The organism is Achromobacter sp. 1011791174 (genome assembly GCF_059760925.1).
This window is the reverse complement of sequence record NZ_JCBANH010000143.1, coordinates 1-10,545: the sequence shown is the minus strand read 5'-3', so window position 1 is coordinate 10,545 and position 10,545 is coordinate 1. Positions and strand designations below refer to the sequence as shown.

Sequence of the window (10,545 nt, the reverse complement as noted above, 5' to 3'; positions counted from 1 at the left end):
CGCGGCTCTTGGCATAATACGCAGCCATGATCCTTCCCGCAGCATTCCGCCCTCCTCTCGCCGCCGGCTGGCTGGCCAGCGCGCCGCCCGCCCTCACCCCCGCCCAGCGCCACTGGCTGTTCCGTCCTGGCGCCCTGACCGCCGGACTGCGCCAGGTGGGCCAGGTGCGGCTGCGGGTGCTGGCCGAGTACGCCGACGGCGCGCCGCAGGATGAAGCGCGCGCCATGCGCATCGCGCCCGGCGCGCCGGTCTGGATCCGCGAAGTGCTGATGTCCGTCGACGGCGTGGACAGCGTGCCGGCCCGCAGCCTGACGCCGCTGGCCGCCTCGCACGGCGCCTGGCAGGGCATGCGGCGCCTGCGCACGCGGCCGCTGGCCGACATGCTTTATCACGATCGCACGGTCATCCGCTCGCCTTTCGCCTGCCGCCGGCTGGCCTCGCCCGTGCCCTTTCACGCCACCGCCATCGGCGCGCTGCCGCCCGACGCGCGCGAACTCGATGCCGCCCGCATCTGGGCGCGCCGCTCGGTGTTCTGGCGTCAGGGCCGGCCGCTGCTGGTGGCGGAGTGCTTCCTGCCCGCCTTCTGGCAACTGGTCGCCGGCAAACCCGTGCCGCCGCTCATGCCGCACCAGCGCACGCCGCGCTGAGGCCCGCCTCAACGCGCCGGCCTTGCGGCGGGCGTCGCGGTCGGCCTCGTGTCCACCGCCAGGCACAGCAGCCCCGTCAGCAAGGCCAGGCCCACATGCGCCATGTACAGCGGATCGAAATCCGCGTGGCTCAGCGCACCCTTGCCCAACAGCAGCACCGTGATCGCCACGCCCAGCACGGCGCCGATCTGGCGCGTGGCCTGATTGACGGCGCTGCCCACCGCATAATGCTGCGCCGGCAGCCGGCTGACGGCCGCGCCGGCCAGCGAAGGCAGCACCATGCCCACGCTCAGGCCGCTCAGCACCAGGCCCGGCAACCAGGCGCCCAGATAGTCAGGCTCCGCGCCCGGCACCAGCAGGAACCACAGCCCGGCCACCGCGTACAGCAAGGCGCCGCCGACCAGGAACGGCCGATGCCCCATGCGCGCGGCCAGCCTGCCGGTCACGATGGCGGTGGGCATGACCAGCAGCGGCCCCGGCGTCACCGCCAGCCCGGCCTTGGGCAGGCTGTAGTGCCAGACACCCATCATGTAGAAGAAGAAGGCGAAGAACATCATCGCGAAGGCGATGCCGAAGCTCAGCGTCGCCAGGTTCGCGTAGCGATAGCTGCGGTGCTGGAACAGCGCCAGGTCCACCAGCGGCTGCGGCGCGACGCGGGCCCAGGCCACGAAGGCGGCCAGCGCGCCCGCGCCGACGGCGGCGGCAACCCATAGCTCGCCGGCCGACCAGGCCGGCGACTCCGACTGCACGATGGCCAGCGCCACCGCGCCCACGCCCAGGATCAAGAGTGTCATGCCCACCCCGTCCAGGCGCCGCCGCGACTCGGGCCGCACCGATTCCTGCAGCAGGCGCGCGCCGCGCCACAGCGACAGCGCGCCCAGCGGCACGTTGATGTAGAAGGCCCAGGGCCAGCCCGCCGCGTCCACCACGAAAGCGCCCAGGCTGGGGCCGACCGCCGCCGCCAGCCCCGCCACCGCGCCCCACAGGCTCACGGCCACGGTGCGCTGCGCGACCGGAAAGGCGGCCAGCACGATGGACAGCGACGCCGGCGTCAGCAAGGCCGCGCCGACCGCCTGCGCCACGCGCGCGGCCACCAGCCAGCCCACGCCGCCGGCCAGGCCGCAGGCCGCCGACGCCGCCAGGAACAGGGCCACGCCGGTCAGGAACATGCGCTTGCGGCCATAGGCGTCGGCCAGCCCGCCGGAAGGGATCAGCATGGCGGCATAGACCACGGTGTAGCCGTTCAGCACCCACGACATATCGGCCGCCGAGGCCTGGGGAAAGCCGGCACGCAGCGCGCCGAAGGCGGCGTACAGCAAGGTGGCGTCCAGCGACACCAGGAAGACCGCGACGCTGGCGATCCAGAAGACCGGCCAGGGAGACCCCGCGAATTCCGCCGAAGACGGCGCGGGCGTATGAACCGAGGAAGACATGATTGAACGGATTCCAGGAAAACCGCGCCTTGCGGGGCGGGCGTTGCGCTTCACGCGCGGAAAAATATGATGATCATCATATTCAGGAATAAGAAAATGGCCGCGCACGGCGGCCGCGACTTGCATCCCCTCAATGCGGCGCGCGTTCACCCTCCGGTTCGTAGCGCGACAGCAGCGCCTGGCGCGCCTCGGCCAGCACCGCCCGCCCCTCGGCGTTGTCGCCCAATGCGCGCGCCAGTTGCAAGGCGCCCACCAGGGTGCTGGTCACGGCCGTCGCCGCGCCGGGCCGGGCATCGGCCGGCAGGAAACGCCGCACCAGATTCATCAGCCCGCGCACCCGGTCCGCGCCGGACTCGCGCAGCTGCGGCGACTGGCGCGGCATTTCGGACACCAGCGACGACACCGGGCAGCCGCCCTCGCAGCCGCCCAGATGCGCTTCCGACAGATAGGTCTCGACCAGCGCGCGCAGCGGGCTGGCGCCCTGCTCGCGCCATTGTTCCATCCGCTGCATCAGGCGCGCGGCGCCATCCTGCCCGGCGCGCTCGACCGCCTCGACCAGCATCGCGTCGCGCGACGGAAAGTGCGCGTAGAAGCCACCGTGGGTCAGCCCCGCTTCCTTCATGATGTCAGCCACGCCCACGCCGGCGTAGCCCTCGCGGCGCACGGCGCGCGCGGCGACCTCGACGATGCGCTCGTGGGTCTGCTCTTTGCGGGGAGTGGAACGGGACATGGCGGCGGCAGTAAATATGATGATCATCATATTAATGAGCCGCGACATCGGCGCGCAAGCATTTTTTATTCGTGCCGTCCTCCGCAAGGCGCAATGGGCTTGCGCAATATAATTCACCACACAACGTTTTCACCGCCAGACCCACCCCCGGCGAGCCTCGCGCCCGCCCCACTCTGAGAGATGGTTCATGACTGAAGCGCAGCAAACGGAATTACTGTTTTCTTACGGCACCCTGCAGCAGGAAAGCGTGCAGCTGTCGACCTTCGGCCGCCCCCTGGGCGGCGAGAACGACGCCATGATCGGCTACCGCCTGGACATGGTCGAGATCACCGATCCCGAGGTGCTGCGCGCCAGCGGTCAGAAATTCCATCCCATCGTGTCGCCCACCGGCATGCCCGCCGACGAGGTCGCCGGTCAGGTCTTTCGCATCACGCCCGCCGAGCTGGCGGCCGCCGACGACTATGAAGTCTCGGACTACAAGCGCGTGCTCGCGCCGTTGAAGTCGGGGAAGAAAGCCTGGGTGTACGTGCGCGCGCAATAGCGCGTTGCTCGCATTCTTGCTAGTGGGAGCCAGCGGCCAGCTGCCGCCTCCCTCGCTCGGCGATATCTGCCACGTCGAAGGTCGTGACCCGCCCGGCCGCCATATCAGCCAACCCCTTGGCGATATCCGCTTCCAGAGATGCCGACTTGATGGACACAGACTCGCGCCGACATGCCCATTCGCGCAGCGCCTCCCGCACGACTTCGCCAATCGAGGCGTAGCCCATGTCTTGCGCCGCCAGCCTGATTTCAGCAAGCAGCACCGGGGGCAAGGCAACAGTCAATCGTTTCTGATCTGCACTCATGCCTGCTCCCGTTTCACGAATCAACGCCAGGTTTCCGGCTCGATCGTAGCCTCGCCCTTGTCGGCCGAGAAATAAACAATGCCGTCGGAGATATTGACGTTGACCTGCATCGTGCGCTCGGCCAGCTGCGCCAGCGCGCGGCTCTGTTCGGACGGCAGGTTGACGATCTTCAGGTTGCGGGCGCGTTCCAGCTTGTTGCGCACGCCGTCCCACCAGATCTTGCTGGCCGAACCGCCGTAGCAATAGACGATGACCTGCTCGGCGCGGCCGCAGGCGCGCAGGATGCGGCGTTCCTCGGGCTGGCCGACTTCGATCCACAGCTTGACCGCGCCGGTCAGGTCCTTTTCCCAGAGGTCCGGCTCGTCGGTATCGCTCAGTCCCTTGGTGAAGGCCAGCTCCTCGCTGGCGTGCAGCGCGAACGCGACCAGGCGCACCATCATGCGCTCGTCGGTCTCGGACGGATGGCGGGCCACGGTCAGGCCGTGCGTGCCGTAATAGTGGCGGTCGGTGTCGGCCACGTTGAGGTCGGCCTTGTAGATGGTGGCGCGCAGGGCCATGATGGAATTCCGGAAGTGAACGCGTATCGCGAAACCCGCCATGATACCGCCAGCCGCCTTCCCCTGCCGCGCCCCGGCGCGCGGCGCTACACTGCGTTCAGGCCGCGCCCGGCCCGTGTCCCATTGCAGTCGCGGACGCAGCGCCGATGACCATCGCGACCGCCCCTCATCGCAAGCCCTACTGTCGCCTGCCCACCCGCGAACCCCGCCATGACCGCCACCGCCGCCCTGCTCGCCTTCACCCTGGCCGCCGCCATCCTCACCGTCACGCCGGGCCTGGACAACGCCCTGGTGCTGCGCACCGCCGCGGTCGAGGGCGGACGGCGCGCGCTGCTGGCCGGACTGGGCATCAGCACCGGCTGCCTGGCCTGGGGCGCGGCGGCCGCGTTCGGGCTCGGATCGCTGCTGGCCGTGTCCACCGTCGCCTACGACGTGCTGCGCATCGCCGCGGCCGCCTATCTGTTCTACCTGGGCGCGCGACTGCTGTGGAACACCTGGCCCGGACGCCGCCAGGCAGGCCAGGCCGGCGGCTCCGCGCTGCTGGCGGCGGAACTGTCCGCCCGTCCCGCCTCCGGCGGCGCCGGCTGGTTCATGCGCGGCTGCCTGACCAACGCGCTCAATCCCAAGATCGGCGTGTTCTACGTCACCTTCCTGCCGCAATTCATCCCCGCCGGCGCCGACGTGATGCGCTTCAGCCTGCTGCTGGCCGCCGTGCATGCCGTGCTCGGCATGCTGTGGTTCGGCCTGCTGGTCGCGGCCACGCGCCCGCTGGCGCGCTGGCTGTCGCGCCCGGCCGTCATGCGCGGGCTGGACCGGATGACGGGCGCGGTGTTCATCGCGTTCGGGCTGAAGCTGGCGCTGGAGAAACGCTGAGCAGGAAGCTCTCGATGGCGGCCGCCAGCGCCAGCGGCGTTTCGTTCATCGGATAGTGGCCGGCGTTCTCCAGCACCTCCACGCTGGCCAGCGGATAGCGGCGCGCATAGGTGTCGGCCATCAGGGCGGCGTTGAACACGGGATCATGTCGACCCACCAGCGCCTTCAGCGGATGCCTGCCGTCGATCGCATCGCTGAAATCCGTGTCGGCCCAGGCGTGAAAATAGGCGGCGAAGGCCGCTGGCATCGAGCGTGCCGCCGAATACGCCGCCTTCCACGCCACCCACGATGCCGGCAGGCGCCCGCCGGTGCTGCGGTCGATGATGGTCCGGCGCTGTTCCACCTGCACAGCCGCGCCCTCAAACAAGGCCCGTCGCGCCGCATCCATCCGTATCCCGCCGCAGGGAACGGGCGCGACGGCGACCAGCGCGCGCACGCGCTCGGGCGCGAGCGCGGCGATCCGCTCGATCGCCATGCCGCCCATCGAATGCCCGATCAGGCTGAACGACGCGAACCCCAGCTCGTCCGCCAGCGCGAGCGCGTCCGTGGCGATTTCGTCGATCGTGTAGTCGCCCGGCGCGTCCCGCATGCCGCCATAGCCCCGGTAATCCATGAACACATAGCTGAACGCGCCGCCGTCCAGCCAGGCTTCGATCGGCTCGAAGGCATGCGCATCGCCAAACCAGCCGGGCAGGACCAGGACGGGATGGGGGCCATTGCCCACGCGGTGAAAAGTGTTTGCCATACGGACTCCATGATGATCGCGCCGCCCTGGCGCCCGGCCGCAACGCGGGCCTGGCACTGAACGGCAACATAAAAACCCATCGTAGAAGCGCGCGCGACGGCCCGCCTTCGATGGCGGGCCAATCGCTATAGAATCCGGGCCATGCGCAATACCCTGCTCGATCCCTACGAACACCTGCCGCGCAGCGTGGTCGTCACCGCCAACGACTATCCCGCCGGCTCGACCTTTCCCGCGCACACGCATCTGCGCGGCCAGTTCACCTATGCCTCGCGCGGCGCCATCAGCGTGGCAACGCCGCAAGGCCGCTGGCTGGTGCCGCCGCAACGGGCCTGCTGGCTGCCGGCGGACATGGCGCATGAGATGACGATGAACGGGCCGGTCACGATGCTCAACGCCTTCATCGCCCCGCCTGCCGCGCAAGCCGCGCGCCTGCCGGACCATTGCTGCGTCCATGGGGTGTCGCCCTTGCTGCGCCTGCTGCTGGATCAGGCGGTCGACCTGCCAGCCCTGTACGACGTCGAGGGACGCGACGGCAAGCTGATGGCGCTGCTGATCGCGGAAATCGCGGCCATGCCGCGCCTGCACCTGCACGCGCCGCTGCCCGAAGACCCGCGCCTGGCGCGCGCCTGCCTGCGCCTGTTCGCCGCGCCCTCGATCGGCGCGAGCCTGGACGAGATGGCGGCCGACGCCGGCATGAGCCGGCGCACTTTCACCCGGCTGTTCCGCGCGCAGACCGGCGCCAGCTTCGCCGCGTGGCGGCAGCAGGTCTGCCTGCAGGCGGCGATCGCGCGCCTGACACAAGGGCAATCCGTGACCCGCGTGGCGCTGGACCTGGGCTATGCCAGCCCCAGCGCCTTTGCCTCGGCGTTCCGCCGCGTCCTGGGCGCGACGCCAAGCGCCTATCTCGACATCGGATAGCGCTCAGTACACCCCGATAGGGTGCCGCGCCACGTAGTGCCCCTCGCCCACCTGCGCCAGCGGCTGGACCAGCGGATCGTCGCCCAGCTTGCGCATCGGACTGGGAATCTCGTCCACCAGCAATGAGCGCTCGCGGTGGCGGCGCGCGGGATCGGCGATCGGCACGGCCGCCATCAGCTTCTTCGTGTACGGATGCTGCGGGTTCTCGAAGATCGCGCGGCGCGGGCCGATCTCGACGATCTGGCCCAGGTACATCACCGCCACGCGATGGCTGACGCGCTCGACCACCGCCATGTCATGCGAGATGAACAGGAAGGACACGCCCAGCTCGCGCTGCAGGTCCAGCAGCAGGTTCACGATCTGCGCCTGGATCGACACGTCCAGCGCCGACACCGATTCGTCGGCGATCACCACCTTGGGGTTCAGCGCCAGCGCGCGCGCGATGCAGATGCGCTGGCGCTGGCCGCCGGAGAACTCGTGCGGATAGCGGTCGATCATCTCGGGCAGCAGGCCGCACTTGTCCATCAGCCAGCGCACCCGCTCCTCGGCCGCCTTGCCGCGCGCCACGCCGTGGATCAGCAGCGGCTCCATGATGGAGTAGCCGACCGTCATGCGCGGATCCAGCGAGGCGAAGGGGTCCTGGAAGATGAACTGGATGTGCTGGCGCAGCGTCTGCATGGCGCTGCCGCGCAGCGCGCCGATGTTCTTGCCGTCGAATTCGATGGTGCCGGCCCGGCTCTTGACCAGCTGCAGCAGCGAACGGCCGGTGGTGGTCTTGCCGCAGCCGGACTCGCCCACCAGCGACAGCGTCTCGCCGGGGTACAGGTCGAAACTGACCTTCTCGACCGCGTGCACGCGCTTCTGCACCCGGCCCAGGATGCCGCCGGTGATGTCGAAAGTGGTGGTAAGGTCGCGCACCTTCAGCACCGGGCCGTTCTCGCGCCGCACGGTCGAGGGCTGGGCGACAGGGGCCGGGGCTGGAGCCGACGCTTGCGGCGCGCCCTTGACCGCGTCGTCCACGCGCAGCAGCGGAAATGGCGCGGGCTCGTCCGTGCCGTGCATGGCCCCCAGGCGCGGCACCGCCGACAGCAGCGCGCGCGTGTAGGCGTGCTGCGGCCGGGCGAAGACCGAGTCCGAACCGCCCTCCTCAACCTTGTCGCCGCGATACATGACCAGCACGCGGTCGGCCACCTCGGCCACCACGCCCATGTCGTGCGTGATGAAGATCACGCCCATGTCCATTTCCTCCTGCAGCTGCCGGATCAGTTGCAGGATCTGGGCCTGGATGGTCACGTCCAGCGCGGTGGTGGGCTCGTCGGCGATCAGCAGCTGCGGCTTGCAGGACAGCGCCATGGCGATCATGACGCGCTGGCGCATGCCGCCGGACAGCTGGTGCGGATAGCGGTCCAGGATGGCGCGGGCCTCGGGGATGCGCACGCGTTCCAGCATGCGCAGCGTCTCGGCGCGCGCCGCCGCCGCGTCCAGGCCCTGGTGCAGCCGCAGCGCCTCGGCGATCTGGTTGCCGGCCGTGAAGCTGGGGTTCAACGAGGTCATCGGCTCCTGGAAGATCATGGCCACGTCGGCGCCGCGCACGCGCTGCAGCGTCGCGTCGGACGCCGCCACCAGGTCCAGCACCTCGCCGCTGCGCCGGCGCAGCAGCATGCCGCCGTTGACGATGCGCCCGCCGCCGTACTCCACCAGCCGCATCAGCGCCAGCGACGTCACCGACTTGCCCGAGCCCGACTCGCCGACGATGGCCAGCGTCTCGCCCCGGTCCACATGGAACGACACGTTGCGCACCGCTTCCACGACGCGGTCCGGGGTCTTGAAGCGCACGGTCAGGTCATTGACCTGGACCACGCGTTTGGAATCCATTGTTGCCATGATGATTACTTTTCCTGGCGCGGATCCAGCGCGTCGCGCAGCCCGTCGCCCAGCAGGTTGAAGCCCAGCACCACCAGGAAGATGGCCGATCCGGGGAAGATCGACATCCACGGCGCCTGGGTCATGAAGTTCTTGGCGGTGTTCAGCATCGAGCCCCAGGACGGGTTCGGCGGCTGCAGGCCCAGGCCCAGGAACGACAGGCTGGCCTCGGCGATGATGGCCGTGGCGATGGTGATGGTGGCCTGCACGATCAGCGGCGGCATGACGTTGGGGAACACGTGGCGCGCGATGATGCGCAGGTCCGACGCGCCCAGCGCGCGGGCGCTCTGCACATAGTCCTCGCTCTTGACCGCCAGCACCTGCCCGCGCGTCAGGCGGATGAACTTGGGCGCGGCCGACACGCCGATGGCGATCATGGCGTTCATCAGGCTGGGCCCCAGGAAGGCGGCCAGCGCGATCGCCAGGATCAGGAAGGGAATGGCCAGCAGCGCCTCGGTGGCGCGCGAGATGCAGCTGTCGGTCCAGCCGCCGAAATAGCCGGCGGCCAGGCCGAACGGCACGCCCACGGCCAGCGCGATCAGCACCGACACCAGGCCGGCCATGAGCGAGGCGCGCGCGCCATAGACCATGCGGCTGAAGATGTCGCGGCCCAGCTCGTCCGTGCCCAGCCAGTATTGCGCCGACGGCGCCTTGCGGATGGTGGTGAAGCTGGTCTGGAAGGGATCGTGGTTGGCCACCAGCGGCGCCAGCAGGGCCAGCGCCACGAAGAACAGCACGATGGCCAGGCCCAGCATGGCGATGTGATTGCGCTTGAACTTGCCCCAGGCGCGGTTGCGGCTGCGCGGCGGCGCGGCGGCGGCGGGATTTGCGGAAATGGCGCTCATGCGTGCCTCAGGCGGGGATTGACCAGGATGTACAGGATGTCGGCCAGCAGGTTCATCAGGATGAAGCCCACCGCCACGCACAGCACCACGCCCTGCACCACGGCGTAGTCGCGCGTGAACACGGCATCCACCACCAGCTTGCCGAAGCCCGGGATGGTGAAGACCTGCTCGGTCAGCACGGCGCCAGCCAGCAGCTCGCCGAACAGCAGCGTCACCAGCGTGACGATGGGCATGAGCGCGTTGCGCAGCGCGTGCCGCAGCACCACGCTGCGCGCCGGCACGCCCTTGGCGCGGGCCGTGCGCACGTAGTCGGCCGACAGCGCTTCCAGCATGGCCGAGCGCGTGTGCCGCATCAGGTAGGCGGCGATGGCCGTGGACAGCACCAGCGCCGGCATCAGCATGGTCTTGATCGACAGCCAAAAATCCTCGGCCGGCGATACATAGCCCGAGGCCGGCAGCAGCTTCCACTGCACCGACACCACCATGATGAGGATGATGCCCAGCCAGAAGTTGGGAATGGACATGCCCGACAGCGCCGCGATGTTGGCGCCCATCTCGACGGGCTTGCCCTTGCGCACCGCGGCCACGATGCCCATCGGAATGCCGACCAGCAGCGCGAAGAGCATGGCCATGGCCGCCAGTTGCAGCGTGACCGGCAGCTTCTGGCCGATCAGCGTGGTGACGGGCACGTCGGTGCGCAGCGACTTGCCCAGGTCGCCCTGCAGAACCTGGCCGGCCCAGGCCGCGTACTGCATGGGCAGCGGGTCGTTGAGCCGGTATTTGTCGCGCAGGTAATCGAGCACGGCCGGGTCGCGCTCCTCGCCGGCCAGGGTCAGTACGGGATCGCCGGGCAGGATCTTCTGCAACATGAACACGATCATCGACACCAGTATCAGTGTCGGGATCGCAACCAGCACGCGGCGCAATATGAGTTTGAGCATGGGAAAAACCGTAAGGGCAAGACGGCGGACGGAACCGGGCCGCGACAGCCTGGCGCGCGTCCGCCGGGAACAGCGGCCGGCGCCAGGG

At 69.4% G+C, this 10,545-nt stretch carries 12 protein-coding genes; 4 read left to right on the top strand and 8 right to left on the bottom strand.

The genetic code is table 11. The features are described 5' to 3' along the window. The first annotated feature begins 26 nt into the window (after positions 1-26). Positions 27-647 (top strand): chorismate--pyruvate lyase family protein, encoded by a 621-nt coding sequence (locus AC6LJ5_RS28815; RefSeq protein ID WP_103273985.1) that lies wholly within the window; start codon positions 27-29, stop codon positions 645-647. An 8-nt stretch (positions 648-655) separates the two neighbouring features. On the opposite strand, the gene AC6LJ5_RS28810 is transcribed toward AC6LJ5_RS28815, so the two are convergent. Together AC6LJ5_RS28810 and AC6LJ5_RS28805 are read right to left on the bottom strand one after the other, a co-directional pair. Beyond that, complete coding sequence (locus AC6LJ5_RS28810; protein WP_498142294.1) at positions 656-2,080, bottom strand: MFS transporter; 1,425 nt, start codon at positions 2,078-2,080, stop codon at positions 656-658. A 130-nt stretch (positions 2,081-2,210) separates the two neighbouring features. Then, positions 2,211-2,810, bottom strand: coding sequence for a TetR/AcrR family transcriptional regulator (locus AC6LJ5_RS28805; RefSeq protein WP_498142293.1), 600 nt, complete (start codon positions 2,808-2,810; stop codon positions 2,211-2,213). 187 nt (positions 2,811-2,997) lie between these two features. Here AC6LJ5_RS28805 and AC6LJ5_RS28800 point away from each other — a divergent pair, with 187 nt between their 5' ends. Next, positions 2,998-3,351, top strand: a complete 354-nt coding sequence (locus tag AC6LJ5_RS28800; RefSeq protein WP_103273982.1) for a gamma-glutamylcyclotransferase family protein — start codon at positions 2,998-3,000, stop codon at positions 3,349-3,351. A gap of 19 nt (positions 3,352-3,370) precedes the next feature. Here AC6LJ5_RS28800 and AC6LJ5_RS28795 read toward each other — a convergent pair whose 3' ends face one another. Both AC6LJ5_RS28795 and AC6LJ5_RS28790 read right to left on the bottom strand, forming a co-directional pair. After that, positions 3,371-3,655, bottom strand: coding sequence for a ribbon-helix-helix domain-containing protein (locus AC6LJ5_RS28795; protein WP_103273981.1), 285 nt, complete (start codon positions 3,653-3,655; stop codon positions 3,371-3,373). A gap of 20 nt (positions 3,656-3,675) precedes the next feature. Further along, a complete protein-coding gene (locus AC6LJ5_RS28790) occupies positions 3,676-4,212 on the bottom strand; it encodes a YaeQ family protein (protein WP_103273980.1) in 537 nt (178 codons plus the stop codon). Between the two features lie 210 nt (positions 4,213-4,422). Here AC6LJ5_RS28790 and AC6LJ5_RS28785 point away from each other — a divergent pair, with 210 nt between their 5' ends. After that, positions 4,423-5,085 carry a LysE family translocator gene (locus AC6LJ5_RS28785; RefSeq protein ID WP_392411193.1) on the top strand — a complete coding sequence of 221 codons (663 nt, stop codon included), beginning with the start codon at positions 4,423-4,425 and terminating at the stop codon, positions 5,083-5,085. Here AC6LJ5_RS28785 and AC6LJ5_RS28780 read toward each other — a convergent pair. Further along, positions 5,045-5,830, bottom strand: a complete 786-nt coding sequence (locus tag AC6LJ5_RS28780) for an alpha/beta fold hydrolase (protein WP_103273978.1) — start codon at positions 5,828-5,830, stop codon at positions 5,045-5,047. The two genes, AC6LJ5_RS28785 and AC6LJ5_RS28780, sit on opposite strands and share 41 nt — an antisense overlap. Before the next feature lie 141 nt (positions 5,831-5,971). Between AC6LJ5_RS28780 and AC6LJ5_RS28775 the strand changes: the two genes are divergently transcribed. After that, complete coding sequence (locus tag AC6LJ5_RS28775) at positions 5,972-6,748, top strand: AraC family transcriptional regulator (protein WP_498142292.1); 777 nt, start codon at positions 5,972-5,974, stop codon at positions 6,746-6,748. Positions 6,749-6,751: 3 nt separating this feature from the next. Here the strand turns inward: AC6LJ5_RS28775 and AC6LJ5_RS28770 are convergent, their stop codons facing one another. The 3 genes from AC6LJ5_RS28770 to AC6LJ5_RS28760 are packed head-to-tail and all read right to left on the bottom strand — an operon-like array spanning position 6,752 to position 10,457. Beyond that, a complete protein-coding gene (locus AC6LJ5_RS28770) occupies positions 6,752-8,623 on the bottom strand; it encodes a dipeptide ABC transporter ATP-binding protein (RefSeq protein ID WP_498142295.1) in 1,872 nt (623 codons plus the stop codon). A 14-nt stretch (positions 8,624-8,637) separates the two neighbouring features. Further along, a complete protein-coding gene (locus AC6LJ5_RS28765) occupies positions 8,638-9,516 on the bottom strand; it encodes an ABC transporter permease (RefSeq protein ID WP_103273975.1) in 879 nt (292 codons plus the stop codon). Next, on the bottom strand, positions 9,513-10,457 hold the full coding sequence (locus AC6LJ5_RS28760) for an ABC transporter permease (protein WP_103273974.1): 945 nt from the start codon (positions 10,455-10,457) through the stop codon (positions 9,513-9,515). The genes AC6LJ5_RS28765 and AC6LJ5_RS28760 overlap by 4 nt, the downstream gene beginning before the upstream one ends. Positions 10,458-10,545: the final 88 nt, after the last annotated feature.